We start from the raw sequence: 26,198 nt of genomic DNA on the forward strand, positions 1-26,198 counted from the left end.
GCCGGCAAGCCGGCTCCCACAGGGTCCGCGCTGACCCAGAGGCCGATGCAATACCTGTGGGAGCTGGCTTGCCGGCGATGAGGCCCGCACAAACAGCACAAGACTTGGCTGATCAAAGAATGGACAAGCTCATGAAACAGATTCACGTCATCGACTCGCACACCGGCGGGGAACCGACTCGCCTGGTGATGAAAGGCTTCCCGCAACTGCATGGCCGCAGCATGGCCGAGCAGCGCGACGAGCTGCGCGAGCTGCACGACCAGTGGCGCCGCGCCTGCCTGCTGGAACCACGTGGCAACGATGTGCTGGTCGGTGCGCTGTACTGCCCACCGGTATCGGCCGACGCCACGTGCGGGGTGATCTTCTTCAACAACGCTGGCTACCTGAACATGTGCGGCCACGGCACCATCGGCCTGGTCGCCTCGCTGCAGCACCTGGGCCTGATCGCACCGGGCGTGCACAAGATCGATACCCCGGTCGGCCAGGTCAGCGCCACCCTGCATGAAGACGGCGCCATAACCGTCGGCAACGTGCCGTCCTACCGCTACCGCCGGCAGGTGCTGGTGGACGTGCCCGGCCATGGCCTGGTGCGTGGCGACATCGCCTGGGGCGGCAACTGGTTTTTCCTCGTCTCCGACCACGGCCAGCGCATCGAGCTGGACAACCGCGAGGCGCTGACCGAGTACACCTGGGCGATGCTCAAGGCCCTCGAAGCCCAGGGCATCACCGGTGAAAACGGTGCCCCCATCGACCACGTCGAACTGTTCGCCGACGACGCCAACGCCAACAGCCGCAACTTCGTGATGTGCCCCGGCAAGGCCTACGACCGCTCGCCCTGCGGCACGGGCACCAGCGCCAAGCTGGCCTGCCTGGCCGCCGACGGCAAGCTCGACGAAGGCCAGACCTGGGTACAGGCCAGTATCACCGGCAGCCAGTTCCAGGGCCGCTACGAGCGCGACGGCGAACGCATTCGCCCGTTCATCACCGGCCGCGCCTACATGACCGCCGACAGCACACTGCTGATCGACGAACAGGACCCGTTCGCCTGGGGCATCTGACCCCGGCTTTTTCCAAAAAATCGAATATCGCGAGGAGTGACAACAATGACCAACAACATCTTCACCGGCACCATGCCCGCCCTGATGACCCCCTGCACCGCCGAGCGCAAGCCGGACTTCGACGCCCTGGTGCGCAAGGGCCGCGAGCTGATCGAGGCCGGCATGAGCGCCGTGGTGTACTGCGGCTCGATGGGCGACTGGCCGCTGCTGACCGAAGCCGAGCGCCAGGAAGGTGTAGCGCGCCTGGTGGCCGCCGGCATCCCGACCATCGTCGGTACCGGCGCGGTGAACACCCGTGAGGCGGTATCCCACGCCGCTCATGCGGCCAAGGTTGGCGCCGCCGGCCTGATGGTCATCCCCCGCGTGCTCAGCCGCGGCGCCTCGCTGATTGCCCAGAAGCACCACTTCTCGGCCATCCTTGCAGCCGCGCCGAAGCTGCCGGCGGTTATCTACAACAGCCCGTACTACGGCTTCGCCACCCGCGCCGACCTGTTCTTCGAACTGCGCAGCGAGTTCCCCAACCTGATCGGCTTCAAGGAGTTCGGCGGTGGCGCCGACCTGCGCTACGCCGCCGAGCACATCACCTCCAAGGATGACGACGTGACCCTGATGGTCGGCGTCGACACCCAGGTGGTGCATGGATTCGTCAATTGCAACGCCACCGGCGCCATCACCGGCATCGGCAACGCCCTGCCGCGTGAGGTGCTGCACCTGGTGAGCCTGAGCAAACAGGCGGCCAAGGGTGATGCCAAGGCCCGCCGCCTGGCGCGTGAGCTGGAGGCGGCGCTGGCGGTGCTGTCGTCGTTCGATGAAGGCTGCGACCTGGTGCTCTACTACAAGCACCTGATGGTGCTGAACGGTGACAGCGAATACAGCCTGCACTTCAACGAGACCGACGTGCTGACCGACGCCCAGCGCAACTATGCCGAGCAGCAGTACGCGCTGTTCCGCAACTGGTACGCCAGCTGGTCGGCTGAGCAGAACCTGGCCTGATCACCTGATTCCAGGCCGAGCCGCAGCCCCTGTGGGAGCGGGTTCACCCGCGAACACCGGCGAAGCCGGTGCCAGGCACCGAGTCGCCTGCTTCGCGGGTAAACCCGCTCCCACAAGGGCCGCGGTCTCCCTTGATATTGATTCCAAAGGAGGCTCCATGACCCTCACAGGCAACCTGCTGATCGGCCAGACGCCGGTAACCGGCAGCCGCGAAGCCATCCGTGCCATCGACCCGGCCACCGGCCAGGCGCTGGAACCGACCTACCTCGGCGGCACCGGCGAACACGTGGCCCAGGCCTGCGCCCTCGCCTGGGCGGCGTTCGATGCCTACCGCGAAACCTCGCTCGAGCAACGGGCACAATTCCTCGAAACCATCGCCACGCAGATCGAAGCGCTGGGCGATGCCCTGATCGATCGCGCCGTGGCCGAAAGCGGCCTGCCCAAGGCGCGCATCCAGGGCGAACGTGGCCGCACCTGCACCCAGCTGCGCACCTTCGCCCGTGTGGTGCGGGCCGGCGAATGGCTGGATGTGCGGGTCGACAACGCCCTGCCCGAGCGCCAGCCCCTGCCGCGTGCCGACCTGCGCCAGCGCCAGGTGGCCCTGGGGCCGGTGGCGGTATTCGGCGCCAGCAATTTCCCATTGGCCTTCTCGGTGGCCGGTGGCGACACCGCCTCGGCCCTGGCCGCCGGTTGCCCGGTGGTGGTCAAGGCCCACGGTGCCCACCCGGGCACCAGCGAGCTGGTCGGCCAGGCAGTGGCAAAGGCCGTGAAGCAGTGCGGCTTGCCGGCCGGTGTGTTTTCGCTGTTGTACGGCTCAGGTCGTGAAGTGGGCATTGCGCTGGTCAGCGACCCGCGCATCAAGGCCGTTGGCTTTACCGGCTCGCGCAGCGGCGGCATTGCGCTGTGCCAGGCGGCCCAGGCCCGCCCGGAGCCGATCCCGGTGTACGCCGAAATGAGCTCGATCAACCCGGTGTTCCTGTTCGACACCGCTCTGCAGACCCGCGCCGAGGCACTGGCACAAGGCTTCGTCGCCTCGCTGACCCAGGGCGCCGGCCAGTTCTGCACCAACCCCGGCCTGGTGATTGCCCGCCAGGGGCCGGCGTTGCAGCGTTTCATCGACGCCGCCAGCGAACACGTGCGCCAGGCTACGGCGCAGACCATGCTTACCCCGGGCATCTTCAGTGCCTACCAGGCCGGTGTCGGCGCCCTGGCCGCAAACGCCAATGCCCAGGCCGCCGCCAGTGGCCAGGCCGGGCAAGGCCCCAACCAGTGCCAGGCGCAGCTGTTCGTGACCCAGGCCGAAGCGTTCCTCGCCGACCCGGCGTTGCAGGCCGAAGTCTTCGGTGCGGCGTCGCTGGTGGTGGCCTGCGCCAACGCTGAGCAAGTGCGCCAGGTGGCCGAGCATCTGGAAGGCCAACTGACCGCCACCCTGCAACTGGACGAAGCAGACATCGCCAGCGCCCGCGCCCTGCTGCCAACCCTTGAGCGCAAGGCTGGCCGCATCCTGGTCAATGGCTGGCCGACCGGTGTAGAGGTATGCGACGCGATGGTCCACGGCGGGCCGTTCCCGGCCACCTCCGACGCCCGCACCACTTCGGTGGGCACGGCGGCGATCCTGCGCTTCCTGCGCCCGGTGTGCTACCAGGACTTCCCCGATGCCCTGCTGCCGCAGGCGCTGAAACACGGCAACCCGCTGCAACTGCGGCGCCTGCTCGACGGTAAACGGGAAGGCTGAGCATGGTCGAAACCGCTGAAACCGATATCGCCGTGGTCGGCGCCGGCATTGTCGGCGTCGCCTGTGCCCTGCAACTGGCCCGCCAGGGCCGCCGGGTAACCCTGGTGGACCGCCAGGCACCCGGCCAGGGCGCGTCCTACGGCAACGCCGGGCACCTGGCCACCGAGCAGGTATTCCCGATTGCCGACCTGTCGATTCTCAAACGCCTGCCGCGCATGCTGCTGGACCCGATGGGCCCGCTGCGCCTGGACTGGAAGTACCTGCCCAAGGCCATGCCGTGGTTCACCCGCCTGCTGCTCAACCTGCGCCCGGGCCCGTTTCAGCGCAGCGTGGCCGGCATCCGCACGTTGAACGAAGGCAGCCTGGGTGCCTGGCAGCGGCTGCTGGGTTCGATCGGGCGCAGCGAGCTGTTCCAGGAAGATGGCTCGTTGCTGGTGTTCGAGCGGCCAGAGTCGCGCCAGGCCCTGGAGGCCTTGCGCGCACGCATGCAACAGCAGGCGGTGCCGGTGGACTTCTGGTCGGCCGACACCGTGCGCGAGGCGGCGCCGCAACTGAGCCCATCGTTGCAGGGTGGGCTGTTCTTCCCACGTACCGGGCACTTCATCGACCCCTACCGGGTGGTGTGCGAACTGTTCGAAGCGGCCAAGGCCAGTGGCGTGCGCTTTGTACAGGCGCAGGTCGATGGCGGGCGGCTGCACAGCGGCGGGGTAAGCCTGGCCAGCGACCAGGGCACCCTCGATGCCCGCCAGGTGCTGATCAGCTGTGGCGCGCATTCTGCGCGGTTGACCGGCGCGCTGACCGGCAAGCAGGTGCCGCTGGACACCGAGCGCGGCTACCACCTGATGTTGCCTGGCGAGCATCAGCGTTTGCCGTTTGCAGTCACATCGCTGGAGCGCAAGTTCATCATGACGCCCATGGCCGAGGGCTTGCGCCTGGCCGGCACGGTGGAATTCGCCGGGCTGGACGCGCCGCCGAGCATGCAGCGGGCGTGGCAGTTGCACCGCTTGAGCAAGGGGTTGTTCCGGAGGGACCTGAGTGTTGAGGGAGCGACGCCGTGGATGGGCTTCCGGCCTTCGTTGCCAGATTCGTTGCCGGTGATCGACCGGGTGTGTGATGGGCGGGTGCTGTTGGCGTTCGGGCATCAGCACCTGGGGTTGACCCAGGCGGCGGTGACTGCGGAATGGGTGGGGCGGTTGGCTGACAGGGAGAGTGGGGCTGATATGGCGGCTTACCGGTTGGATCGGTTTTAGCCTGTGCTGGCCTCTTCGCGGGTGAACCCGCTCCCACAGGGATCGCGCAGGCCTTGAGGGCAGTGGAGATCCTGTGGGAGCGGGTTTACCCGCGAATGGGCTGCAAGGCAGCCCCTTTCATGCCTCAGCGATAACGCTCGAGCCAGTGCGCATACGGTGCCGGCAAGGTCCAGGAGGCTTTCTCCACGCCCAACTCCTTGGCCGCAAAGTAAGCCCAGTGCGGGTCTGCCAGGTGCGCGCGCCCTACCGATACCAGGTCCAGCTGGTTGGCCTGCAGCGCAGCTTCCGCCAGTTGCGGCGTACCAAACCCCCACGCCGAGGTCACCGGCAGCTTCGCCTCACGACGCACGCGCTCGGCAATCGGCCCCATGAACGCCGGGCCCCATGGGATCTTGGTGTCGGGAATGGTGAAGCCGACACTCACGCTCAGCAGGTCGAGGCCGCCAGCCTTGAAGCGGCGCGCCAGTTCGATCGACTCTTCCAGGGTCTGCTCATCGCGGCCGTCGTATTCCAGCACACCAAAACGCGCGGTCAGGGGCAGATTCTCTGGCCATACCTCACGCACCGCTGCCAGGGTTTCCAGCAGGAAGCGGCTGCGGTTGTCGAAGCTGCCACCGTAGGCGTCGGTACGCTTGTTGGAGTGTTCGGAGAAGAAGCTCTGGCCCAGGTAGCCATGGGCAAAGTGCAGTTCGATCCACTCGAAACCGGCATCGCGCGCACGGCGGGCGGCATCGACGAAGTCCTGCTTGACCCGGGCGATGTCGTCCAGGGTCATCTCGCGCGGCACTTGTGGCAGGTGCGCACCGAAGGCGATGGCGGACGGGGCGATGGTTTCCCAGCCGCGGGCGTCGTCGGCGGCAATGTGGTCGTCACCCTCCCACGGGCGGTTGGCGCTGGCCTTGCGCCCGGCGTGGGCAATCTGAATACCCGGCACGGAACCGGCGGCCTTGATTGCCTGCACCACCGGCACGAAAGCCTGGGCGTGGGCATCGCTCCAGATACCGGCGCAACCGGGGGTGATGCGCCCTTCCGGTGCCACGGCAGTGGCCTCGACCACCAACAGGCCGGCACCGCCACGGGCCAGGCCGGCCAGGTGCACGTGGTGCCAGTCGTTGATCATGCCGTCCTCGGCCATGTACTGGCACATCGGCGGAATGGCAATGCGGTTGCGCAGGGTGACGTCCTTGAGGGTATAGGGTTCGAACAAAGCGGACATGAGCAAGCTCCCGGGCTGTCTGATTACGATAGTTCGATCATAATCGAACTATGGCAATTAATGATAGCCCCGTTATCATGACGACCATGCGAGCCTATCAACATCCCAATTCTGAAGACCTTACCCTGGAACGCCTGCTCTATGCCCTGAGCGACCCGGTGCGCCTGGGTATCGTGCGCCACCTGGCGGGCGTGGCCGAAGCCAGCTGCGGCGAGCTGGACGGTGGCCGGCCGAAGTCGAGCATGTCCCACCATTTTCGCGTGCTGCGTGATGCGGGGTTGGTGCATACCCGCAATGTGGGGACTACCCATATGAATTCGTTGCGTAGCGAGATGCTGGGGGAGCGGTTTCCTGGGTTGCTGGACTGCATTCTGCGGCAGCAGTGATTTTCCTGTGCCGGCCTCTTCGCGGGTAAACCCGCTCCCACAGGATAATCACTGCCTTCCAGACCTGTACGATCTCTGTGGGAGCGGGTTTACCCGCGAAGAGGCCAGAACAGGCAACATCAATCTTCTTTCTTGCCCAGGGCAAACCGGCACACCTGCCCTCCCCTGAGCATGCACTCCTCATGGCTGACCTCGGCCCCACCCAAGGCCCCGATCAGCGCCAGGTCCAGCTCGCACACCACCGGGTGCGCCTTGGCCAGGTGATGGAATACGCAATTGTGCGCAACGATCTGCGGCTCGCCCCCCGAGCGGAAGAACACCTGCGCCTCGTACCCGGCATTGTTCATGTGCTCGACGATACGTGCTTCATCCACCACTTGATGCTCCAGGTCCGCCGCCAGCTTGCGCCCCAGCTGGCGCATCAGCGCCAGCAACGCCTCCTGCCCCAGCAAGCCGGCCACTTCCGCAATCAGCAGGTTGGCCAGCAACGGATACTGCCGCGGGAACAGTTCGCGGGCCTGTTCGGTCAGCTCGTGCAACTGCTCCGGGCGGCGCCCGGTGGGCCGGGTAGCGCCACGCTTGACCAGGCCGTCGCGCTCCAGCGCCGCCAGGTGCTGGCGCACCGCCGTGCGGGTGATGGCCAGGGCCTGCGCCAGGTCGTCGATGCTCATGCCGGCCGACTGGAGCAGCAACGCATGGAGCAGGTCCTGTTGGGTACGGCCCAAGCCTTCGAGCATCAGAATTTGTCCGGGAACTGTTTGACCAACGCCGCAGCCAGGGCGTCGGACAGGGTCAGGATATGCTCGCGCATCATCGCCCAGGTGCGCGCCTCGCCCACGTAGTCAGCGGCCGCCAGCTGGTCGATCTGGGCCACGTGGTGCCCGCCGTGGGCGCTGAGCAGCGTCAGCAGGGTCGGTTCGGGCAGGTTCGGGTTGGCCTTGGCCAGGAACGCAGCGATGGCCTTGGCATTGCTGGTCAGCTCATTGACTGCGGCTTGCTGGCCTTTTTTGTCCTTGCCCACGGTGGCGTCGCTGTAGTGCTTGATGGCGCCCCAGTGGCCGGCCAGCAGTTTCAGCAACTGATCGGCGGCGGGCTGGCCGTACAGCGGGGCAATGCTATTGGCGATCCTGGTAGCGTCGGTAACCACTTCCTTGGCGGCGACTTCAGCCTCCTTGGCGTTGCCGGCCTGGTTGGCCACAGCATAGTTGCGCACCCAGAAGATGTGCTCGACCCAAAGGTCGCGCAGGGCCATGCGCGTGGTCATTGCAGCAGATTCGGGGGGTTTGGCGGCGGGGGTTTCGCTGGAGTAGGAGTAGCTTTGGCTCCATGCCGGCTGGGCGCACAGGGCGAGCAGCAGTAAGGCGGCAATCTTGATGTTCATGACGGCACCCTCCTGGAGGGGATCGACTGACAAGATTAATTTAAGCATCAAAATATGTTTTTATTAGGTTCAGCCCAGATTTCAGATCAGTGGTTCTCCTGTACCGGCCTCTTCGCGGGCTAGGCCGCTCCCACAGGTACACCACAGCTTTCGAGACCTGTGATGTACCTGTGGGAGCGGCCAAGCCCGCGAAAGGGCCGGAACAGGCAACAAAAAAGCCACGAGGTCTCCCCCGTGGCTTCTGTCACAACAATGGCCGCTTACAGCGCCATGTCATTCTCAGGCTTGCTCTCGACCGGCTGGCTCGGTGCAACCGTGGTGCCGACGCTTTCGTCGATCACCGGTGGCTTCTCGAGTTGCAGCACTTCAGCGGTGTAGTTCCACTCTTTCTGGGTGGCCGCCGCCGAGTCGTTCAGCTTGGTGCCGTAGCTTGGCACGATCTGCTTGATCTTGGCCTGCCACTCAGGGGTAGCGACCTTCTCCTTGAACACGGTTTCCAGCACGTTCAGCATGATCGGTGCCGCAGTCGAAGCACCTGGCGACGCACCCAGCAGGCCGGCGATGGTGCGGTCTTCGGAAGCGACCACCTCGGTGCCCAGCTTCAGCACGCCGCCCTTCTCGGCATCACGCTTGATGATCTGCACGCGCTGACCGGCCTGCCACAGGCGCCAGTCTTCCTTCTTGGCGTTCGGGAAGTAGGTGCGCAGGGCTTCGAAACGGTCGTCGTCAGACAGCATCAGCTGGCCAGCGAGGTATTCCACCAGCGGATACTGATCGATGCCGACCTTGGTCATCGGCCACACGTTGTGGGTGGTGGTGCTGCTCAGCAGGTCCAGGTACGAGCCGTTCTTCAGGAACTTGGTCGAGAAGGTGGCGAATGGGCCAAACAGGATCACGCGCTTGCCATCCAGTACGCGGGTGTCCAGGTGCGGAACCGACATGGGTGGCGCACCGGTCGAGGCGATGCCGTAGGCCTTGGCCATGTGCTGCATGGCCACGGTCGGGTTCTCGGTCACCAGGAACGAGCCGCCCACCGGGAAGCCTGCGTATTCCTTGGCTTCAGGAATGCCCGACTTCTGCAGCAGCTTCAGTGCGCCGCCGCCGGCACCGATGAACAGGAACTTGGCGTCGGTGGCCGATTCGCTACCGTCCTTCAGGTTCTTGTACTCGACGTGCCACGAGCCGTCCTTGTTGCGGGTGATGTCCTGCACTTCGCTGGACAGCTTCAGGTCGAAGTTTTCCTGGGTTTTCAGGTGGCCGACGAACTGGCGGGTGATCTCGCCGAAGTTGACGTCGGTGCCGATTGGCGTCCAGGTCACGGCCAGCTTCTGGTTAGGGTCGCGGCCTTCCATCATCAGCGGGACCCACTTGGCGATCTGCGCGTGGTCCTCGGAGTACTGCATCGGGCGGAACAGCGGGCTGGCCTGCAGTGCGTCGTAACGCTTCTTCAGGAACTTGATGTTGTCATCGCCCCACACGAAGCTCATGTGCGGCGTGGTGTTGATGAACGAGTGCGGGTTCTTCAGCACGCCCTGGCGGACCTGCCACGACCAGAACTGGCGGGAGATCTGGAAGGCCTCGTTGATTTCGATGGCCTTGGTGATATTGACGTTGCCGTCCTTGTCTTCCGGGGTGTAGTTCAGCTCGGCCAGCGCGGAGTGGCCGGTACCGGCGTTGTTCCAGCCGTTGGAGCTTTCTTCGGCCACGCCATCCAGGCGCTCGACCATTTCCATCGACCAGCTTGGCTCCAGCTCGTGCAACCACACGGCCAGGGTCGAGCTCATGATGCCGCCGCCGACCAGCAGCACATCTACTTTCTTGGTTTCTGCGGCGTGCGCTTGCATGACGCTTGCAGCGACAGCCAGACCCAGCAAGGTCTTGCCAGCTTTCTTGAACATTGATCGATTCCAGTCAGGAGAACAGGGGGTGGGCCTGTGGCTGGCCCAAGTAAAGCATGTTCTGCAGCGCAGGCTTGTTGTTGATCATTGTTCAGCAGCCAGAGAACCAGAAAACGACTCGGCCTTTTGTCGAATTGACCGACAAGGCTGAATCGTTTTTCCGATTGTAGCTCAAATGCCAGCACAAACAAATTGCCACCCGGAGCGTCAAGGCGACGGGTTGCCTCAGTGGCAGATTGTCACGCGGAAAAACAAAAACCCCCGATCACGTAAATGACCGGGGGCCTTGGATCACGCCGCAAGCGTCGCGATCAGGGTACCGCCAAGATTACTGCTGCTGAGGCAGTTTATCGATCGGGCCGCAGCCACCGATGATCTTGGAGATGGAAACCGAAGGGTGGAACAGGTAGTCGTAGGTGCAGTTTTTCGGCTGGTTGTAAACCTGGCCAGTGCAACCCGACAGCAGGGCAACACCCGAAACGACAGCAACGGCTACGGTAGCCTTGAACAGCTTTTTCATACTAAGTCCTTTAAATGAATCATCTTCGGCCATCATTCTGATGGCGGCGGGATGATACAGAACCTAGGCATTGGATCCAAGCTGCGAAGTGCAGTTGCTGGTTGCACGTGTGCAACAACAGGTTGCCCTTGTAGGAAATTTCTCGCACTTCTGAAAAATCAGAGCTTGTTTCCAATTCCTGGTAGACGGTTGAAAAGCGGGCCGGTGGCGACGATAGTCTTGAGCTCTGCCTACGCACCACCAACAGGAGTTCCCCATGCTCGGCGTCACCGACTACGGCGCGTTCGTCATCGCCTTCATCATCGTCCTGGCCATCCCCGGCCCGGGCAACTTCGCCCTGATCACCGCCACCGGCAAGGGCGGGATCAAGGCCGGCATGGCCGCGACCTGCGGGGTGATCCTGGGTGACCAGGTGCTGCTGTGGCTGGCGGTGGCCGGCGTTGCCACCCTGCTGGCGGCCTACCCTGCCGCCTTCCACGTGGTGCAGTGGGCCGGTGCTGCGTACCTGGCCTACCTGGGCCTGCGCATGCTGCTGAGCAAACCCGGTGGCGCGCCGCGGGCCAGCCGCATGGACAACGGCCAGTACCTGCGCCAGACCATGATGATCACCCTGCTCAACCCCAAGGCGATCATGTTCTACATGGCGTTCTTCCCGCTGTTCGTCGACCCGGTGAAGCACCAGGGGCTGGTGACCTTCGGCTTCCTCGCGGCGACAGTGGCGGTGGTGACCTTCCTGTACGGGTTGATTGCCGTGGTGCTGACGCACCAGTTGGCCGAGCGCATGCGCGCCAATCCGCGGATTGCCAATATGTTCGAGCGGTTGGCGGGGGCTTGCCTGGTGGGGTTCGGCATCAAACTGGCGGCAATGCGCTGAAGGCCCTGGGGGCGCATTGCGCCCCCAGTCCTACAGCTGAAACTCAGAATTATCCCCTTCCCTGTAGGCCATTTCCCAAACATACTGCCAACCCGCTCAAACTGTTGCGACGGATTGGGTCGCGCTCTAGTCTCGGCTTGTCGTTGCAAAATCAACGACCGGCTTTGACAGGCCGACTACTCAAGTTTCCGTTGCAGCGTTATGGCAGCTGTGCATGGGGCACATTCGTGTGCGCCGGGTCTTGGGTAACCGGTCTGTCAACCCATGTATAGCTGCCCCCATTCGTTTGACAGCGTTGCCAGGCGGCTCCACTTACCCAAGGAGCTTTACATGCGCAAGATGGTCCCCGATCCACCCCACTCCCTCGATTCCACCCAGGCTCTGCAAGACACCCTGGTCCAGTCCTCAGAGTACGTACTCTGCGCCCTGTTCGTGGCCCGCCAATCCGTGCAACTCAAACCCACAGCCCCGAGTTCGATCGTGATGCAGGCCGTGATCCATGAAATGGAGGCGGTACAGGGCCTGGTCGAGTCGGCATTGATGCAATTGCAGATGCAGGCCCATTTACCGGCTGAGCCACGAACTTTGCACTAGCAGGCCTGGCCTCTTCGCGGGCACGCCCGCTCCCACAAGGGTAATCATTGCCCTCAAGTACTGCGCCGTACCTGTGGGAGCGGGCGCGCCCGCGAAGAGGCCGGCCCAGACACCCAAGATTCCAGGGAGAAAAACAATGCCCACCGACGACACAAAGCAACCCACCACAGTCGGCAAGACCTGCTTCTACCAAGGCGAAAACAACACCCACCCGCTGTTCCGCATCGAACCCGGCATCCCCTGCCAGGACGCCCGCGAACAGGCATCCGAACTGATGGGCTACGTCCGCGACCTGATCATCACCGGTTTGATGGATGGCGACCAGAAGCTGATCTGGGCCTCGCATTACCTAAGTGCCATGGCTAAGGCGCTGCTGGATGATGCTGAATTGGGGATGATGAAAAAATAAGAAATAAAGAAGCCCTTGGAAACGCAAAACACCCAGGGGCTTCATTCATCGCATCTCGTCGCGATCACACCCAAATACGCTCCGGCCCCATGCGGTAATACGACCTCTTCCATCGCGATGTAGTCCATTTCCCAAACAAACAGCAAACCCGCTGTATTCGTTGCCAGTGCACAGCCCACACCTTAGCCTCGTCTCTTCATCGCCATTCAGACCAACGCAGGAAGGCGATCGTCGGGCTAGGCGCAACCAACCATTGCGTAATGGCCTCCACCTCGTTTCCGCAGGACCACTCGGTCACTCATTCATCGACAAGGAGTAGCCACTAGGCTACATTTAATGCATGCCGAATCAGATCGACACAACGTCTGAATTTGAAGATTGGCTGGATGGCGTAAAAGACCCAATCGGCAGAGGTGCTGTCACCTCAAGGATTGCCAGAGCCGAAAATGGCAGCTTCGGTGATACCGAATCGGTTGGCGATGGTGTCAGTGAGATGCGCGTGTTTGTCGGCCCCGGATATCGAATCTACTTCGTACGAACGGGCCCAACCCGCTACCTGATGCTCTATGGCAGCGATAAAACGGATCAACACAGAGCCATCAAACGAGCCAAGGAAATCCTTGATGCAATACGAGGTAAAAAACGATGAGCTACAAGTCCACCCCTGAAGACATGCCAATCCTTGATCTGGACTTGAGCAATACCAAACGATTCGAGGCATCCCGGTTTCTCGACAGCCCAGAAACCATCGCAGCATTTCTGGCAGAGGCTATGAAGGCTAACGATGCTCAAATCCTGATGCATGCCCTGGGTGAAGTGGCAAAAGCCAAGGGCGTGAACCAGTTTGCGCAAGACGCTGGCGTCAATCGCGAGTCTCTCTACAAAACTTTGAAGGGCGGCGATAAAACCCGATTTTCTACAATTCAGAAGCTGATGCTTGCCTTGGGCGTAGAACTCACCGTCAGGCCGCTCAAGAAGCTCCCCGCGTCTTCATAGGCTCGCCCGCGCAATTGGGATGTTCGCTACAAACAACTTCGCGCCACACAACGAAAAAGCCCCTGGAAACTTTCGCTCCCAGGGGCTTCATCTTGTATGGCGGAGAGATAGGGATTTGAACCCTAGGTACTGTTGCCAGTACAACGGATTTCGAATCCGTCCCGTTCGACCACTCCGGCATCTCTCCAATGCCGCGCATCATACCAGCGTTCTTTTAAAACGCAAACCTTTTTTAAAAAAAAATCGCGTGGTATCAGGCGCTTGCGTGAACGTACCGCTTACAGCGGCACGCCCAGGCGCTTGGCAACTTCTTCGTAGGCTTCGATCACGTCGCCCAGGCCCTGGCGGAAGCGGTCCTTGTCCATTTTCTTGCGGGTCTCTTTGTCCCACAGGCGGCAGCCGTCCGGGCTGAACTCGTCGCCCAACACGATCTGGCCGTGGAATACGCCGAACTCCAGCTTGAAGTCGACCAGCAGCAGGCCGGCGTCATCGAACAGCTTGCTCAGCACTTCGTTGACCTTCAGCGACAGCTTTTTCATTTCGGCCAACTGCTCGGCGGTGCCCCAGCCGAACGCGACAACGTGGGATTCGTTGATGAAGGGGTCGCCCTTCTCGTCGTTCTTCAGGAACAGCTCGAAGGTGGACGGCTCCAGCTTGATGCCCTCCTCCACGCCCAGGCGCTTGACCAGGCTGCCGGCGGCGTAGTTGCGCACCACGCACTCGACCGGGATCATGTCCAGCTTCTTCACCAGGCACTCGTTGTCGCCCAGCAGCTTGTCGAACTGGGTCGGCACGCCGGCTTCTTCCAGTTTCTGCATGATGAAGGCGTTGAACTTGTTGTTCACCATGCCTTTGCGGTCGAGTTGTTCGATACGCTTGCCGTCGAACGCCGAAGTGTCGTTACGGAACAGCAGGATCAAGCGGTCGGCGTCGTCGGTCTTGTAAACCGATTTGGCCTTGCCGCGGTAGAGTTCGTCGCGTTTTTCCATGATTGGGCTCCGCTTGCTTGAGGTGTTGGGCTAGGCGATTTCGCGCCAGTCGAGCCCGTGTTCCTGATTCGCCACCTGGAGCCAGTCCGGGTCGCACCCAAGGGTGTCGACGAAGCACTGGCGAGCCAAGTGTGGCAGGTTGTTCTTGCTGCTGAGGTGGGCCAGCACCAGGTGTTGCAGGTTGCTCCAGCCCAACTCGTGCACCAGGCGCGCGGCCTGGTGATTGTTCAAATGCCCTTGCATGCCACCCACCCGCTGCTTCAGGAAGGCCGGGTAGTGACCGCGTGCCAGCAGGTCGCGGCAGTGGTTGGCCTCGATCAGCAGTGCATCCAGGCTCTGGTAACGCTCCAGCAGCAGCGCGTCGTACGAGCCCAGGTCGGTCAGCATGCCGAAGCGCCGCTGGCCGTCGCTGACCACGTACTGCAGCGGCTCGTAGGCGTCGTGCTCGACCCGCGCCGCGGTCACTTCCAGGCTGCCGATACGCAGGCTTTCGCCACAAGCGAGAAAACCGGCCACCTCCACCGGCTTGCGCATGCCGCGCAAGGTCCCCTGGCTGAGGTAGACCGGTACATTGTAGCGCCGTGACAGCAAGCCGACTCCATGCACGTGGTCCGCATGTTCGTGGGTGACCAGTACCGCACTGAGCTGGGCCGCCGACACGCCGAGCAGCGCCAGGCGCCGCTCGGTCTCGCGCAGGGAAAACCCGCAATCGACCAGGATGAACGTGTCACCACTGGCGATCAGCGTGCCGTTTCCCTGGCTGCCGCTTCCGAGTACCGCGAAGCGCACTTAGCCCAGGTGGTCCTGAATGGCGCTCAGCACGCGGCGGGCGACATCGGCCGGGGCCACGGTGTTGATGTTCTTCTCGACCGTGACCTGCACGCTCTCACCCACCTTGCTCAGGCGAACCTGGTAGCGCTCGGCACGGGCTTCACGCTCTTCCTTGGTAGGCTCGCTGCCGAACATGCGGCCGAAGAAGCCAGGCTGGTTCTGCTTGTCTTCAGGCTTTTCAGACAGGTTGATGTAGTACAGGCCCAGGCTGCGGTTGATGTCCTCGACACGCCACTCGCCACCCTGCTCCAGGGCACGGCCCACGCTGGACCAGGCGCGGTCCAGGTCGGCGCCCAGGTACAGCACCGGGTTGCCGCTGCCGTCTTCGCTCAGGCTGACGCGGCTTGGCGCGTCGAAATCGCGCGCGGCCAGCAGCGATACCGAACCGCCCTTCTCGGCGCTGCGGTTCATGCTGGCAAGCATTTCGTCGACCAGCAGGGCATCGGCACCGGTGTTGCTGGAGGTGGACGGGAAATCGGGCTCGGCTGTGCTGCCGGCCGGGCGCTCGACGCTGACCACATACACCTCGGAGGTGTTGCGCTGCACGCCAGGCTCCATGCGTACACGCACGCGCACTTCGCTGTCAGCGCTGCTGGCAGTGCTGGCCAGGCGCTGGCCGAGCGAAGCCGACAGTTCGTCGAAACGCTGCCAGGTGGTGTTGAATTCACCGGTCTGCGGGCGCTCTTCGGCGATGCGGAAACCGTTGTCCTCGAAGAACTGGCGAGCCACCGGCCATACCTCGGCCGGCGAATGCTGGGCCAGCACCCAACGGCTGCTGCCGCTGCGCTGCAGGCTGTAGTCGGTAACCTGGGCGGCGCCACCGGTCATCGGTTGCGGGCGCGGCACCTCGAACTCGCCGGTGGCGCTGTCGTCGGCGACGTTGCGCGGGATCGGCAGCAGCGGGTCAAGGCGCTTGACGTTGCTGGCGTCCGGCGGCAGCTGCATCGGCGCAGTCGGGCGCGCCTGCAGGTAATCGCTGCCGCGGTCGCGGAAATAGCCATCCTCGCCCCACAGCCAGCCACACCCACTGGTGCTGGAGATGATCAGGGCAAGGGCGGAAAGACCAGCCAGTCGCTTCATGCGGTGTACTTCCTCTTAAACCAGTACGCCGGACTGGCGCAAGGCAGTACGGACTTTTTCGTGGCAGCCTTCGCTCAGCCAGGTCAGCGGCAGGCGAATGCCTTTGTGCATCAGGCCCATTTCGACGAGTGCCCATTTCACCGGGATCGGGTTGGACTCGCAGAACAGGTCTTTGTGCAGCGGCATGAGTTTTTCGTTGATTGCGCGGGCCTTCTCGGCATTGCCCTCAAGGGCGGCCTCGCACAGGTCGGCCATTTCGCGCGGTGCGACGTTGGCGGTGACGGAAATGTTGCCCTTGCCGCCCATCAGGATCAGCTCGACGGCGGTCGGGTCGTCGCCGGACATGACGATGAAGTCTTTGTCGACGCCATCGAGGATGGCCTTGGCGCGTACCAGGTCGCCGGTGGCTTCCTTGATACCGATGATGTTCTTGACCTTCGACAGGCGGATCACGGTATCGGCCTGCATGTCGCAGGAGGTGCGGCCGGGTACGTTGTAGAGGATCTGCGGGATGTCGACGGCTTCGGCGATGTGCTTGAAGTGCTGGTACAGGCCTTCTTGGGTCGGCTTGTTGTAGTACGGCACTACCAGCAGGCAGGCGTCGGCGCCGGCGCTCTTGGCGTTCTGGGTCAGGTGCACGGCTTCGGCAGTGGAGTTGGCACCGGTACCGGCGATGACCGGAATGCGGCGGGTGCTGCGCTTGACGCGCTCGACCACGTGCTTGATGACCAGGATGTGTTCTTCGACATCCAGCGTGGCGGACTCACCGGTGGTGCCGACAGCGACGATCGCATGGGTGCCGTTTTCCAGGTGGAAGTCTACAAGTTTGTCGAGGCTTTCCCAGTCGAGACGCCCTTGTGCATCCATGGGAGTGACCAATGCCACCATACTGCCCGCAATCATGTAACTGCTCCTGCCGGAAAAAGAGAGCGGTAATGGTACTGGGGGCATCGGCCTTGCACAAGCGAAGCAGGCGGGCGGAGCATTCCCCTCGGCGCCTTATTTCGCTACCCTTGATGCTTTGATCGGTGCAGCGCGGCCCGCCGGGCCGTCGACCTTGCTCCCCGCCAGCGTCCACGACCTCGCATGCGAGCCCCGGGCCCTGCCGACAGGAGGCTTTCGCCCGTCCTGTGCCGACCGCTCATCGCTTTAGGAATGCTGCATGTCCACCCCCACCGTCCGCGAACAATTCCTTGTCATCAGTGCCCTGGGGCCCAACCCCATGGAGCTGGCCAACGTCCTCAGCCGCGCTGCCTTCGAAAACCGCTGCGCGGTGGTCACCTCGCGCCTGAGCCGCCACGGCGAGACCAGCGCCCTGGTACTGCAGGTAGGCGGCAGCTGGGACGCCCTGGCGCGCCTCGAAGCCATGCTACCGGGCCTGGGCAAGAAGCACGGCCTGACCCTGGACGTGGTGCGCAGCGCCGACCAGGAAGTGCGCCCGCAGGCCCTGCCCTACGTGGCCTACGTCAGCGCCGCCTACCGGCCGGACATCATCAACGAGCTGTGCCAGTTCTTCCTCGACCACCGCGTCGAGCTGGAAGCCATGACCTGCGATACCTACCTGGCACCGCAGACCGGCAGCAGCATGCTCAATGCCCAGTTCACCGTGATTCTGCCGGCCGGCACCCAGATCAGCTGGCTGCGTGACCAGTTCCTGGACTTTGCCGATGCCCTGAACCTCGATGCGCTGATCGAGCCATGGCGTCCACAGAACCCAATGTAAGGAAACCGACCATGGCCGTAGCACTCGACCAACCCGTTGCCGACTTCCAGGCCCAGGCCACCAGCGGGCAAACCGTCAGCCTGGCCGAGCTCAAGGGCCAGCAAGTGGTGGTGTACTTCTACCCGAAGGACAGCACGCCAGGCTGCACCACCGAAGGCCAGGGTTTCCGTGACCAGCACGATGCCTTTGCCGCAGCCAACACCGTGGTGTTCGGCGTGTCGCGCGATGGCATCAAGTCGCACGAGAACTTCAAGGCCAAGCAAGGCTTCCCGTTCGAGCTGATCAGCGACAAGGACGAAGCCCTGTGCCAGCTGTTCGATGTGATCAAGCTGAAGAAGCTGTATGGCAAGGAATACATGGGCGTTGACCGCAGCACCTTCCTGATCGACAAGGACGGTGTGCTGCGCCAGGAATGGCGCGGGGTGAAGGTGCCCGGGCATGTAGATGCAGTACTGGCTGCTGCCCAGGCCCTGAACAAGGCTTGAGATCGTCGGGGGCGCTTTGCGCCCCTTTCGCGACACAAGGCCGCTCCCACAAGGTCCCGCGTGTGGGAGCGGGCGCGCCCGCGAATGGGCCGCAAAGCGGCCCCTATTGCATTCAGAGCATCGGCGAAACGCTAGGCTCCTGCCGCGGCCAGGCATCCAGCACGGCCTTGATCAAGGTCGCCAGCGGGATGGCAAAGAAGATTCCCCAGAACCCCCACAACCCGCCAAACAGCAACACCGCGCAGATGATCGCCACCGGGTGCAGGCTCACCGCCTCGGAGAACAGCAGCGGCACCAGCACGTTGCCGTCCAGCGCCTGGATGATCGCGTACACCGTCATCAGGTAGATGAACTGGTCACCCCAGCCCCACTGGAACAGTGCAATCAACGTCACCGGCACGGTCACCACCACCGCGCCTACGTAAGGCACCACCACCGACAGCCCCACCAGCAACGCCAGCAACGCGGCGTAGTTGAGCCCCAGACTGATGAAGGCGATGTAGGTGGCAATGCCGCAGATCAGGATCTCGATGCCCTTGCCGCGGATGTAGTTGGCGATCTGCCGGTTCATATCGCTGCCCACCCGGTTCAGCAGGCTGCGTTGGCGTGGCAGGTAGCCGCTGACCCAACGGCCGATCAGTTCGCGGTCCTTGAGAAAGAAAAACACCAGGATCGGCACCAGCACCAGGTAGATCATGGCGTTGACCAGCAGCGGCAGGCTCGATAGCGAGAAGGTCAGCGCCCACTGGCCGAACTTGCCGATTTCCCCGCGCACCGACTCGATGGCATGCAGCACCTGCTCGTCCGACACCAGGTGCGGGTAGCGCTCGGGCAACAGCAACAACAGCGACTGCCACTTGCCGAGCATGCCCGGCAGTTCGTTGAACAGGGTGATCAACTGGTGCCACAGCAGCGGCACCAGCACCAGCATGAACACCGCCAGCGCGCCCATGAACAGGGCGAACACCAGCATCACCGCCAACCGGGTGGGTACCCGCAAGCGCTCCAGGGCATTGACCAGCCCCTGCATCAGAAACGCCAGCACCATGCCCGCCAGCACCGGCGCAAGCATGCCACCCAGGGTGAGTACCGCACTAAAAGCCAGGAACAACAGGACCGCCAGCACCACCGCTTCCTCATCGGAGAAGTAGCGCTGCATCCAGTCGCGAAGCACTTTGAACATTGACGATCCTTGGAAAGACTCAGGCCTTGCGCAGCCAGTAAGTGTAGGTACCGGCCTCGGCCGTTTCCCGCAGCAGGGTATGACCGGCCAACTGGGCGAAAGTGCGGAAGTCGCGCTGGGAGCCGGCGTCGGTGGCGATTACCTTGAGCACCGCGCCGCTGGCCAGGCGGTTGAGCTCCATCTTGGCCTTCAGCAGCGGCAAAGGGCAATTCAGCCCGCTGGCGTCCAGTTCGGCGTCACAGGTCAGGGTTTCACTCATTGCGGGGCTCTCCAAAGGCATTGCCAGGCTGTATCTGGATTTGGCCGGCTAGGATAGCGCCACTGGTCGCCAACGTGTGAGCCCGCTACAGTAGGTATCTTTGACCGACGCGAGCTTCATGCATGAATCTACTGCGCCCTACCCTGCTGACGCTGGCCTGCCTGTTGGCCCTTCCCGGCCATGCTGACGACCTGCCATCACTGGGCGACGCCAGTTCCGCGATCGTCTCGCCACAACAGGAGCACCAGCTCGGCCGTGCCTGGCTGAGCCTGCTGCGCGGCCAGGTCAACCAGCTCAACGACCCGCAGCTGAAGGACTACGTCGAAACCAGCGTGTACCGCCTGGCCGAAACCAGCCAGCTGCAGGACCGCCGCCTGGAATTCATCCTCATCGATAGCCGCGAGCTCAACGCCTTTGCCGCCCCCGGCGGCATCGTCGGGGTCAACGGCGGGCTGTTCCTCAACGCCCAGACCGAAGGCGAGTACGCTTCGGTACTGGCCCACGAACTGGCGCACTTGTCGCAGCGCCACTTCGCCCGCGGCGTCGAGGCCCAGCAGCGCATGCAACTGCCGATGATGGCAGCGCTGCTGGCCGGTATCGTGCTGGCGGCCGGTGGCGGCGGTGATGCCGGTATCGGTGTGATCGCCGGCACCCAGGCGGCGGCGATCCAGGAACAGCGGCGCTTCTCGCGGCAGAACGAACAGGAAGCCGACCGCATCGGCATCCAGAACCTGGAAAAGGCCGGCTACGACCCGCGCAACATGCCGACCATGTTCGAGCGCCTGGCCCGGCAGTACCGCTACGACGCCAAGCCGCCGGAGTTCCTGCTGACCCACCCGGTAACCGAATCGCGTATTGCCGACACCCGCAACCGCGCCGAGCAGGCCCCCAAGGGCGGCGTCGAGGACAGCATGCGCTACCAGCTGATCCGTGCCCGGGTGGCGCTGACCTACGAAGGCACCCCGGGGCTGGCGGCCAAACGCTTCCGCGCCCAGCTGGACGAAGACCCCAAGCTGGACGCCGCGCGTTACGGCCTGGCCCTGGCGCAGATCAAGGGCGGCCAGCTGAACGAGGCGCGTGAACTGCTCAAGCCGCTGCTGGCCAAGGCGCCCAACGACATTACCTACAACCTGGCGCAGATCGACCTGGACATCACCAACAACCGCCTGGCCGACGCGCAGCAGCGCGCCGAACGCATGCAGGGGTTGTACCCGGGCAACTACCCGCTGAAGCAGGTGCGTGCCGATCTGCTGGTGAAGCTGAACAAGCCCGCCGAGGCGGAAAAGGTGCTGAACGAACTGGTGAAGAGCCGGCCGGATGACCCGGACGTGTGGTACGACATGGCCGAAGTGCGGGGCCTTTCGGGCAATACCATTGGCTTGCACCGGGCGCGGGCCGAGTACTTCACCCTGGTGGGCGACTTCGACCAGGCCATCCAGCAGCTGGATTACGCCAAGCGCCGGTCGGGTGGGAACTTCCCGCTGGCAGCACAGATTGACCAGCGCCAGCGCGAGATCATGGAGCAGCAGCGCATGGTTCAGGAAATGATGGGGCGTTGAGGACCTTTTCGCGGGTAAACCCGCTCCCACAGGGACCGCACCGCCCGTGAGCGCTGCGCTGTACCTGTGGGAGCGGGTTTACCCGCGAAGAAAGCGACGCGGTCTGGCGTCAGGCGTTACCAGACAACTTCAGGCGCGCTGCCTGGGTAAAGTCCAGCATCCGGTTCAGCGGCTTGATCGCCTTCGGCACCAGCGCCGGGTCAACAAAGATCTCGTTCGTGCCATTACGCAGGCAATCCAGCACACGCTCCAGGGTGTTCATCGCCATCCACGGGCAGTGCGCGCAGCTGCGGCATGCCGCGCCGTTACCGGCGGTGGGGGCTTCGACGAACTCCTTGTCCGGGCACAGCTGCTGCATCTTGTAGAAGATGCCGCGGTCGGTGGCGACGATGAAGGTCTTGTTCGGCAGGGTCTGGGCAGCCTTGATCAGCTGGCTGGTGGAGCCCACCGCGTCGGCCAGCTCGATCACCGCTTCCGGCGACTCGGGGTGCACCAGAATCGCCGCATCCGGGTACAGCGCCTTCATGTCGGCCAACTGGCGCGACTTGAACTCTTCGTGAACGATGCAGGCACCGTCCCACAGCAGCATGTCGGCACCGGTTTGCTTCTGGATGTAACGCCCCAGGTGCTGGTCCGGGCCCCAGATGATGGTTTCGCCGTTGTCCATCAGGCTTTCGACGATTTCCAGTGCACAGCTCGAGGTCACCACCCAGTCGGCGCGGGCCTTCACGGCAGCGGAGGTGTTGGCGTAGACCACCACGGTACGCTCGGGGTGCTGGTCGCAGAAGGCCGAGAACTCTTCTACCGGGCAACCCAGGTCTAGCGAGCAGGTAGCCTCCAGGGTCGGCATCAGCACGCGCTTTTCCGGGGTGAGGATTTTCGCTGTTTCGCCCATGAAGCGCACACCGGCAACGATCACGGTTTCGGCCGGGTGGTTCTTGCCGAAGCGGGCCATTTCCAGCGAGTCGGACACGCAGCCGCCGGTTTCTTCGGCCAGCGCCTGGATGACCGGGTCGCAGTAATAGTGGGCGACCAGCACGGCGTTCTGGGCCTTGAGCTCGGCAGCGATGGCCGCACGGTATTCGGCCTCCTGCTCGGCTGTCAGCGGGTTTGGCTGCTTGGCGTCGAGGTGGGCCTGAACCAACAGGCGTTCGGAAATCTGGGTCATGATCGCTGGACCTGCAGGCGCGTGCGCGCGTCAAATCGAGTGTATCACCCGGCCCTGACAGATCGGCTAAGGGTGCCGGACGGCACGAAGGCCGCCACGGCCCTCTGCGGGCGCGGATTATTATCGGAGGCCGAAGGCTACAGACAATCCAGCGATTTCTAAAGTGGTTTTTGTGTTGCCTGTGCTGGCCTCTTCGCGGGCACGCCCGCTCCCACAGGTACAGCGCTGCCCTCGGGGGCAAAGAGTAACCTGTGGGAGGAACAGGAGAAACGATCAGCCCTGCGGCGAAAGGGCCGCCAGCTGCGCCGCCATGAGCATGGCGAACTCTTCCACGGTCATCTTCTTGCCGTTGAAGTCGACCATGCCGTCGGCATAGTGCAGGCTGCTCACCACATCATTGCCCTGCACGGTGGCCATGCCACTCTGCAGCGCCATCATGCCGACCATTTCCCCGGCCTGGCTCGATTGCATGGCAATTGCCTGGGCGTCGGTCTGGCCATCCAGCAGTGCCTGCAAGGTTGCCAGGTCACCGATCATCGGCTTGGACAACGACAGCTTGCTCTTCACCTCGGTGATCAGTTGCTTGCTCAACTGGTCTGGCGGCAGGTCGAAGCTCGCCGGGGCGGCGAAGCCCATCGACAGGTCAAAGCGGCTTTCGCCATTGGCGGTCCTGAACGACAGGTTTTCCACCGCCACCCGGGGCTTGGCAGCCAGCAGTTTCTGCAGCTCGCCCTGGAACCTGGCCTTCTCCTCATCGTCCATCTGGATTTCCGGCACCGGCTGGCCAGCGGCAGCGGCGGCCTCGAATTCCGGCAGGTGCGCCTGGTACCACGTCGACAGCGCCTGTAGCGCCGGCGCGTTGACCGACGTGATGCTCACCGCCATCTGCGCCTTGCCCACCGCACGACCATCCCAGGTGATATCCCCGACCTTGTACTCCACGCGGCCACCCACGGTATCCGGGCCGTCAAGGGTTTGCAGGGCATTCTGCTCCAGCCCCTTGACCACCAGCACCTGCTGTTTGGGCCCCAGGGTGACCTTGGTTTCGGCCAGCGCCAGGTCGACATTGCCCACGTAGATGGCCTGGTGCGCGGTGGCCGCCAGCTGGCCGCCGACCGTCAGGCCATTGAGCTCGAAGGTGGCAGGCGGCTGGTCATCGCGTACCAGTTTCATCACGAACCGATCGGCCTGGCCGTGGAAGCTCGAGGCCTTGCCTTCCTGGTCACCACTGACTTGCAGTTGCATGCCCGAGAAATCGAGGCTGTTGCCATCCGCTTCGTCGAGCTTGACCGGTGCCAGCTGCACCTGGCTGACCACATTGCCGTCGTAGCCCAGGCTGGTCTGTGCGCTGACCGGGGCCTGCTCGCCCGCTGCGGCGAACCACGGCGCGGTGGCGTCGTCCTTCTGCAGCGTGCTGTTGCTGACTGCCAGCACCGGCATCAGCTTCAGTGCCTTTACCCGCGACCAGGGGAACGGGCCGTGCTCGATCTGGTCGGTCACGCCAACGTCGAAATTCAACACTTCGCCTTCGCCCAGGTTGATATCGCGGGCCTTGAGCCGGTACTGGGCGGTACTGCTGAAGAAATGCTGCTCCAGCGACACGCGTTCGATGCTCATGCTGCCACCGGTACTCACCAGGGCCTTCTTGAGTTCCGCGTTGCTGCGGACCAGGGCGTTGTCCAGCTCCGCAGGCAGCTGCTTGCCGGTGTACCAGGCGCCAGCGGTGGTTGCGACGGCGATGGCGATAGCCAGGCCGGAAAGGATGCCAACTGATTTCTTCATGAATAGAACCGATTGCTGTCCATATGGGCTTCGTAGGCGGCCAAGGGCCACACAGGACGCCAAGAGTACCACTGCAGCCCAGCCCTGGCGCTGGCCAGGCTCGAGAAATCCGGTTTTTGGGAAACGCCTGACAGACCTTCCAAGGGAAACCGGCATTCGTTAATTTTTGCGAACACCAGAATTGATCATAACCGCAAAAAAACGCGCAAAAACCGAACAAAACCCCACTTTAATCGATAAATATTTCAATCCAGCAACATCTTGTCATGTTTAACTTGACACTAAGCTACCCATCGTTTTTTATTTTCACCACTTTGCGCGCTCCCCCGCGTCCCCGCTGCTCCAACAATAAAGGTGAACAACATGGAGCCCACCCGCTCGCCCTTGCCGCATGCGCAGTACACCGTGCCCGCCGTTTACGCCCAGCCGCAGGAGCCATGCCAGCATGCAGCCTGACCACAGCGCTTCCGGCAACGGCCAACTCCGTAAAACCCTGCGTCTCTGGCACGTGATCATCATCGGTCTGGCCTACCTGACCCCGATGACCGTGTTCGACACCTTCGGTATCGTTTCCGGGATTACTGCCGGTCACGTACCCAGCGCCTACATCCTGGCACTGGCCGGGATCCTGTTCACCGCCGTGAGCTACGGCACCCTGGTAAGGCGCTTCCCGCAGTCGGGCTCGGCCTATACCTACACCCAGCGCGCGATCAACCCGCACGTCGGCTTCCTGGTCGGCTGGTCGTCGTTGCTGGACTACCTGCTGCTGCCAATGGTCAACGCCTTGCTGGCCAAGCTGTACCTTTCGGCCATGTTCCCGGAAGTACCGGAGTGGATGTGGGTGGCCGGCTTCGTCACCCTGATCAGCCTGATCAACATGCGCAGCGTGAACCTGGTGGCGCACTTCAACCTGCTGTTCGTGGCCGTGCAGGTGGCGATCATCGCCGTGTTCATCTACCTGTGCGTGCGCGGCCTGGACCAGGGTGAAGGGCTGGGTACCGCCTGGAGCCTGCTGCCGTTCGCCGACGACCAGACCCAGCTCAGCGCCCTGGCCGCCGGTGCGACCATCCTGTGCTTCTCGTTCCTCGGCTTCGACGCGGTCACCTGCCTGTCCGAAGAAACCCGCGACCCGGGCAAGACCATCCCTCGCGCGATCTTCCTCACCGCCCTGATTGGCGGCCTGGTGTTCATCACCGTGTCGTACTTCATCCAGGCCTACTTCCCGTCCATGTCCCGCTTCCACGACCAGGAAGCGGCACTGCCGGAAATCGCCCTGTACGTCGGCGGCAAGCTGTTCCAGTCGATCTTCATCGCCTGCACCGTGATCAACACCATCGCCTCGGGCCTGGCCTCGCAGACCAGCGTGTCGCGCCTGCTGTACGTGATGGGCCGCGACAACGTGATCCCGGCCAGCCTGTTCGCCCGCCTGCACTCGCGCTACAAGACGCCAGTGCTGAACATCGCGGTGGTGGGGCTGATTTCGCTGTCGGCTATCTTCTTCGACCTGGTCACCGCCACCTCGATCATCAACTTCGGTGCGCTGGTCGCGTTCAGCTTCGTCAACCTGTCGGTGATCAACCACTGCTACCTGCGCGAAGGCAAGCGCCAGGGCCTGGCCAACCAGCTGACATACCTGGTGGCACCCACCATCGGCTTCTGCATCATCGTCTCGCTGTGGCTGGACCTGAACGCACACTCGCTGCTGTTCGGTGGCGTCTGGGCACTGCTCGGCCTGCTGTACCTGGCCTGGCTGACCAAAGCCTTCAGGGACTCCCCGCCCAACTACATCGCTGAATGACCCATGCTGCCGACAACGCCCGCGCCTGATC

27 protein-coding genes and 1 tRNA gene are annotated in these 26,198 nt (G+C 63.3%); 14 read left to right on the top strand and 14 right to left on the bottom strand.

The window, feature by feature from the left end:
* Positions 1-131: 131 nt before the first annotated feature.
* From ABX298_RS03775 to ABX298_RS03790, 4 genes are all read left to right on the top strand, one after another.
* Entirely contained in the window at positions 132-1,058 is a 927-nt protein-coding gene (locus ABX298_RS03775; RefSeq protein WP_367394096.1) for a 4-hydroxyproline epimerase, read from the top strand.
* A 45-nt stretch (positions 1,059-1,103) separates the two neighbouring features.
* Complete coding sequence (locus tag ABX298_RS03780) at positions 1,104-2,051, top strand: dihydrodipicolinate synthase family protein (protein ID WP_367394097.1); 948 nt, start codon at positions 1,104-1,106, stop codon at positions 2,049-2,051.
* A 157-nt stretch (positions 2,052-2,208) separates the two neighbouring features.
* Complete coding sequence (locus ABX298_RS03785; RefSeq protein WP_367394098.1) at positions 2,209-3,786, top strand: aldehyde dehydrogenase (NADP(+)); 1,578 nt, start codon at positions 2,209-2,211, stop codon at positions 3,784-3,786.
* 2 nt (positions 3,787-3,788) lie between these two features.
* Positions 3,789-5,036: an FAD-binding oxidoreductase gene (locus tag ABX298_RS03790; protein WP_085692564.1), complete on the top strand. Its 1,248-nt coding sequence runs from the start codon at positions 3,789-3,791 to the stop codon at positions 5,034-5,036.
* Positions 5,037-5,160: 124 nt separating this feature from the next.
* On the opposite strand, the gene xenA is transcribed toward ABX298_RS03790, so the two are convergent.
* A complete protein-coding gene (xenA, locus tag ABX298_RS03795; RefSeq protein ID WP_025340240.1) occupies positions 5,161-6,252 on the bottom strand; it encodes a xenobiotic reductase XenA in 1,092 nt (363 codons plus the stop codon).
* A gap of 50 nt (positions 6,253-6,302) precedes the next feature.
* Between xenA and ABX298_RS03800 the strand changes: the two genes are divergently transcribed.
* Positions 6,303-6,638: a helix-turn-helix transcriptional regulator gene (locus ABX298_RS03800; protein ID WP_003259528.1), complete on the top strand. Its 336-nt coding sequence runs from the start codon at positions 6,303-6,305 to the stop codon at positions 6,636-6,638.
* A 119-nt stretch (positions 6,639-6,757) separates the two neighbouring features.
* On the opposite strand, the gene ABX298_RS03805 is transcribed toward ABX298_RS03800, so the two are convergent.
* The 4 genes from ABX298_RS03805 to ABX298_RS03820 form a co-directional block, all read right to left on the bottom strand.
* Positions 6,758-7,375, bottom strand: a complete 618-nt coding sequence (locus ABX298_RS03805; protein WP_367394099.1) for a helix-turn-helix transcriptional regulator — start codon at positions 7,373-7,375, stop codon at positions 6,758-6,760.
* On the bottom strand, positions 7,375-8,019 hold the full coding sequence (locus ABX298_RS03810; protein WP_367394100.1) for a hypothetical protein: 645 nt from the start codon (positions 8,017-8,019) through the stop codon (positions 7,375-7,377). Before ABX298_RS03810 ends, ABX298_RS03805 begins: the two co-directional genes overlap by 1 nt.
* A gap of 260 nt (positions 8,020-8,279) precedes the next feature.
* The gene (gene mqo / locus ABX298_RS03815) at positions 8,280-9,917 is read right to left on the bottom strand and encodes a malate dehydrogenase (quinone) (RefSeq protein ID WP_075046052.1); all 1,638 of its coding nucleotides are present in this window, start codon (positions 9,915-9,917) and stop codon (positions 8,280-8,282) included.
* 328 nt (positions 9,918-10,245) lie between these two features.
* Positions 10,246-10,437 (bottom strand): YhfL family protein, encoded by a 192-nt coding sequence (locus ABX298_RS03820; RefSeq protein ID WP_003254720.1) that lies wholly within the window; start codon positions 10,435-10,437, stop codon positions 10,246-10,248.
* Positions 10,438-10,693: 256 nt separating this feature from the next.
* On the opposite strand from ABX298_RS03820, the gene ABX298_RS03825 reads away from it, so the two are divergent.
* The 5 genes from ABX298_RS03825 to ABX298_RS03845 all read left to right on the top strand — a co-directional run bounded on the left by ABX298_RS03825 (position 10,694) and on the right by ABX298_RS03845 (position 13,310).
* Positions 10,694-11,311: a LysE family transporter gene (locus ABX298_RS03825; protein ID WP_025340245.1), complete on the top strand. Its 618-nt coding sequence runs from the start codon at positions 10,694-10,696 to the stop codon at positions 11,309-11,311.
* Between the two features lie 330 nt (positions 11,312-11,641).
* Positions 11,642-11,905: a hypothetical protein gene (locus tag ABX298_RS03830; protein ID WP_025340251.1), complete on the top strand. Its 264-nt coding sequence runs from the start codon at positions 11,642-11,644 to the stop codon at positions 11,903-11,905.
* A 136-nt stretch (positions 11,906-12,041) separates the two neighbouring features.
* Positions 12,042-12,314 (top strand): DUF3077 domain-containing protein, encoded by a 273-nt coding sequence (locus ABX298_RS03835; protein WP_025340252.1) that lies wholly within the window; start codon positions 12,042-12,044, stop codon positions 12,312-12,314.
* Between the two features lie 340 nt (positions 12,315-12,654).
* Complete coding sequence (locus ABX298_RS03840) at positions 12,655-12,963, top strand: type II toxin-antitoxin system RelE/ParE family toxin (RefSeq protein WP_274079743.1); 309 nt, start codon at positions 12,655-12,657, stop codon at positions 12,961-12,963.
* Positions 12,960-13,310, top strand: coding sequence for an addiction module antidote protein (locus tag ABX298_RS03845; protein WP_274079744.1), 351 nt, complete (start codon positions 12,960-12,962; stop codon positions 13,308-13,310). The genes ABX298_RS03840 and ABX298_RS03845 overlap by 4 nt, the downstream gene beginning before the upstream one ends.
* Positions 13,311-13,407: 97 nt before the next feature.
* Here the strand turns inward: ABX298_RS03845 and ABX298_RS03850 are convergent.
* From ABX298_RS03850 to dapA, 5 genes are all read right to left on the bottom strand, one after another.
* Positions 13,408-13,497 (bottom strand) — tRNA-Ser (locus ABX298_RS03850).
* 91 nt (positions 13,498-13,588) lie between these two features.
* Positions 13,589-14,299 carry a phosphoribosylaminoimidazolesuccinocarboxamide synthase gene (gene purC / locus ABX298_RS03855; RefSeq protein ID WP_004375217.1) on the bottom strand — a complete coding sequence of 237 codons (711 nt, stop codon included), beginning with the start codon at positions 14,297-14,299 and terminating at the stop codon, positions 13,589-13,591.
* A gap of 30 nt (positions 14,300-14,329) precedes the next feature.
* Positions 14,330-15,088 carry an MBL fold metallo-hydrolase gene (locus ABX298_RS03860; protein WP_367394101.1) on the bottom strand — a complete coding sequence of 253 codons (759 nt, stop codon included), beginning with the start codon at positions 15,086-15,088 and terminating at the stop codon, positions 14,330-14,332.
* Positions 15,089-16,210 carry an outer membrane protein assembly factor BamC gene (gene bamC, locus ABX298_RS03865; RefSeq protein ID WP_004375223.1) on the bottom strand — a complete coding sequence of 374 codons (1,122 nt, stop codon included), beginning with the start codon at positions 16,208-16,210 and terminating at the stop codon, positions 15,089-15,091.
* A gap of 15 nt (positions 16,211-16,225) precedes the next feature.
* Positions 16,226-17,113 carry a 4-hydroxy-tetrahydrodipicolinate synthase gene (gene dapA, locus ABX298_RS03870; protein ID WP_025340253.1) on the bottom strand — a complete coding sequence of 296 codons (888 nt, stop codon included), beginning with the start codon at positions 17,111-17,113 and terminating at the stop codon, positions 16,226-16,228.
* Between the two features lie 259 nt (positions 17,114-17,372).
* On the opposite strand from dapA, the gene ABX298_RS03875 reads away from it, so the two are divergent.
* Complete coding sequence (locus tag ABX298_RS03875) at positions 17,373-17,933, top strand: glycine cleavage system protein R (protein WP_013973793.1); 561 nt, start codon at positions 17,373-17,375, stop codon at positions 17,931-17,933.
* 11 nt (positions 17,934-17,944) lie between these two features.
* Entirely contained in the window at positions 17,945-18,418 is a 474-nt protein-coding gene (locus ABX298_RS03880) for a peroxiredoxin (RefSeq protein WP_003254742.1), read from the top strand.
* Positions 18,419-18,530: 112 nt separating this feature from the next.
* On the opposite strand, the gene ABX298_RS03885 is transcribed toward ABX298_RS03880, so the two are convergent.
* Together ABX298_RS03885 and ABX298_RS03890 are read right to left on the bottom strand one after the other, a co-directional pair.
* A complete protein-coding gene (locus ABX298_RS03885; protein ID WP_367394102.1) occupies positions 18,531-19,601 on the bottom strand; it encodes an AI-2E family transporter in 1,071 nt (356 codons plus the stop codon).
* 19 nt (positions 19,602-19,620) lie between these two features.
* The gene (locus ABX298_RS03890) at positions 19,621-19,860 is read right to left on the bottom strand and encodes a sulfurtransferase TusA family protein (RefSeq protein WP_004375233.1); all 240 of its coding nucleotides are present in this window, start codon (positions 19,858-19,860) and stop codon (positions 19,621-19,623) included.
* 122 nt (positions 19,861-19,982) lie between these two features.
* Between ABX298_RS03890 and ABX298_RS03895 the strand changes: the two genes are divergently transcribed.
* The gene (locus ABX298_RS03895) at positions 19,983-21,419 is read left to right on the top strand and encodes a M48 family metalloprotease (RefSeq protein WP_025340255.1); all 1,437 of its coding nucleotides are present in this window, start codon (positions 19,983-19,985) and stop codon (positions 21,417-21,419) included.
* Positions 21,420-21,528: 109 nt separating this feature from the next.
* Here ABX298_RS03895 and nadA read toward each other — a convergent pair whose 3' ends face one another.
* Positions 21,529-22,587 (bottom strand): quinolinate synthase NadA, encoded by a 1,059-nt coding sequence (gene nadA / locus ABX298_RS03900; protein ID WP_003254747.1) that lies wholly within the window; start codon positions 22,585-22,587, stop codon positions 21,529-21,531.
* Positions 22,588-22,860: 273 nt separating this feature from the next.
* Positions 22,861-24,369 (bottom strand): YdgA family protein, encoded by a 1,509-nt coding sequence (locus ABX298_RS03905; protein WP_367394103.1) that lies wholly within the window; start codon positions 24,367-24,369, stop codon positions 22,861-22,863.
* A gap of 445 nt (positions 24,370-24,814) precedes the next feature.
* On the opposite strand from ABX298_RS03905, the gene ABX298_RS03910 reads away from it, so the two are divergent.
* A complete protein-coding gene (locus ABX298_RS03910; RefSeq protein ID WP_367394104.1) occupies positions 24,815-26,167 on the top strand; it encodes an APC family permease in 1,353 nt (450 codons plus the stop codon).
* The last annotated feature ends 31 nt before the right edge of the window (positions 26,168-26,198 follow it).

It is taken from the genome of Pseudomonas sp. X4 (assembly GCF_040784925.1).
In the GTDB taxonomy this organism is placed as follows: domain Bacteria; phylum Pseudomonadota; class Gammaproteobacteria; order Pseudomonadales; family Pseudomonadaceae; genus Aquipseudomonas; species Aquipseudomonas putida_Z.

Excerpts from the sequence above, each read along its gene's own strand:
- ABX298_RS03775 (WP_367394096.1), top strand. The coding sequence starts at position 132 with ATGAAACAGATTCACGTCATCGACTCGCACACCGGCGGGGAACCGACT.
- ABX298_RS03805 (WP_367394099.1), bottom strand. The coding sequence starts at position 7,375 with ATGCTCGAAGGCTTGGGCCGTACCCAACAGGACCTGCTCCATGCGTTG.
- ABX298_RS03890 (WP_004375233.1), bottom strand. The coding sequence starts at position 19,860 with ATGAGTGAAACCCTGACCTGTGACGCCGAACTGGACGCCAGCGGGCTG.
- ABX298_RS03785 (WP_367394098.1), top strand. The coding sequence starts at position 2,209 with ATGACCCTCACAGGCAACCTGCTGATCGGCCAGACGCCGGTAACCGGC.
- ABX298_RS03845 (WP_274079744.1), top strand. The coding sequence starts at position 12,960 with ATGAGCTACAAGTCCACCCCTGAAGACATGCCAATCCTTGATCTGGAC.
- dapA (WP_025340253.1), bottom strand. The coding sequence starts at position 17,113 with ATGATTGCGGGCAGTATGGTGGCATTGGTCACTCCCATGGATGCACAA.
- ABX298_RS03780 (WP_367394097.1), top strand. The coding sequence starts at position 1,104 with ATGACCAACAACATCTTCACCGGCACCATGCCCGCCCTGATGACCCCC.
- ABX298_RS03825 (WP_025340245.1), top strand. The coding sequence starts at position 10,694 with ATGCTCGGCGTCACCGACTACGGCGCGTTCGTCATCGCCTTCATCATC.
- ABX298_RS03835 (WP_025340252.1), top strand. The coding sequence starts at position 12,042 with ATGCCCACCGACGACACAAAGCAACCCACCACAGTCGGCAAGACCTGC.
- ABX298_RS03905 (WP_367394103.1), bottom strand. The coding sequence starts at position 24,369 with ATGAAGAAATCAGTTGGCATCCTTTCCGGCCTGGCTATCGCCATCGCC.
- ABX298_RS03800 (WP_003259528.1), top strand. The coding sequence starts at position 6,303 with ATGGCAATTAATGATAGCCCCGTTATCATGACGACCATGCGAGCCTAT.
- purC (WP_004375217.1), bottom strand. The coding sequence starts at position 14,299 with ATGGAAAAACGCGACGAACTCTACCGCGGCAAGGCCAAATCGGTTTAC.
- xenA (WP_025340240.1), bottom strand. The coding sequence starts at position 6,252 with ATGTCCGCTTTGTTCGAACCCTATACCCTCAAGGACGTCACCCTGCGC.
- nadA (WP_003254747.1), bottom strand. The coding sequence starts at position 22,587 with ATGACCCAGATTTCCGAACGCCTGTTGGTTCAGGCCCACCTCGACGCC.
- ABX298_RS03875 (WP_013973793.1), top strand. The coding sequence starts at position 17,373 with ATGTCCACCCCCACCGTCCGCGAACAATTCCTTGTCATCAGTGCCCTG.
- ABX298_RS03885 (WP_367394102.1), bottom strand. The coding sequence starts at position 19,601 with ATGTTCAAAGTGCTTCGCGACTGGATGCAGCGCTACTTCTCCGATGAG.
- ABX298_RS03910 (WP_367394104.1), top strand. The coding sequence starts at position 24,815 with ATGCAGCCTGACCACAGCGCTTCCGGCAACGGCCAACTCCGTAAAACC.
- mqo (WP_075046052.1), bottom strand. The coding sequence starts at position 9,917 with ATGTTCAAGAAAGCTGGCAAGACCTTGCTGGGTCTGGCTGTCGCTGCA.
- ABX298_RS03895 (WP_025340255.1), top strand. The coding sequence starts at position 19,983 with ATGAATCTACTGCGCCCTACCCTGCTGACGCTGGCCTGCCTGTTGGCC.
- ABX298_RS03830 (WP_025340251.1), top strand. The coding sequence starts at position 11,642 with ATGCGCAAGATGGTCCCCGATCCACCCCACTCCCTCGATTCCACCCAG.
- ABX298_RS03810 (WP_367394100.1), bottom strand. The coding sequence starts at position 8,019 with ATGAACATCAAGATTGCCGCCTTACTGCTGCTCGCCCTGTGCGCCCAG.
- ABX298_RS03790 (WP_085692564.1), top strand. The coding sequence starts at position 3,789 with ATGGTCGAAACCGCTGAAACCGATATCGCCGTGGTCGGCGCCGGCATT.
- ABX298_RS03880 (WP_003254742.1), top strand. The coding sequence starts at position 17,945 with ATGGCCGTAGCACTCGACCAACCCGTTGCCGACTTCCAGGCCCAGGCC.
- ABX298_RS03840 (WP_274079743.1), top strand. The coding sequence starts at position 12,655 with ATGCCGAATCAGATCGACACAACGTCTGAATTTGAAGATTGGCTGGAT.
- ABX298_RS03820 (WP_003254720.1), bottom strand. The coding sequence starts at position 10,437 with ATGAAAAAGCTGTTCAAGGCTACCGTAGCCGTTGCTGTCGTTTCGGGT.
- bamC (WP_004375223.1), bottom strand. The coding sequence starts at position 16,210 with ATGAAGCGACTGGCTGGTCTTTCCGCCCTTGCCCTGATCATCTCCAGC.